The organism is Polynucleobacter sp. AP-Sanab-80-C2 (assembly GCF_035012965.1).
Classification (GTDB): Bacteria; Pseudomonadota; Gammaproteobacteria; order Burkholderiales; family Burkholderiaceae; genus Polynucleobacter.
In genome coordinates, this window is record NZ_JAYGQS010000014.1 from 1 (window position 1) to 417 (window position 417).

Sequence of the window (417 nt, forward strand, 5' to 3'; positions counted from 1 at the left end):
TGAACTGACCCCCAAAAGTTGGACAGTTTAGTTAGGTTAGCACGAGGGATTGGGTTCGGTAATTTACCGGGCTCAATCCCTTTAGTTTTTGTTTGATTCGATCATGGTTGTAGTAATGGATGTATTCCTTAAGTTCTGTTTTAAATGATTCGATACTTTCAAACCTTCTCCGATAGAAGAACTCGGTTTTCATAATCCCGAACCAGTTTTCCATCACTGCGTTGTCTAAGCAGTTACCTTTTCTAGACATGCTTTGAGTAATACCCTGCTTGTGCAAGGCCTGTTGATACAGCCCCATTTGGTATTGCCAGCCTTGGTCTGAGTGCAATACTGGCCTGTCTTCATTCTTGAGTCGTTTGAAGGCGCTCTTTAGCATCTGCATTACTGAGCTAATCTGTGGCCGATCAGCAATCTCAT

1 protein-coding gene is annotated in these 417 nt (G+C 42.9%); it reads right to left on the minus strand.

What is annotated here, in order from left to right:
• Positions 1–31: 31 nt before the first annotated feature.
• A partial coding sequence (locus VC178_RS11415; protein ID WP_323482627.1) for an IS3 family transposase occupies positions 32–417 on the minus strand: 386 nt, incomplete at its 5' end.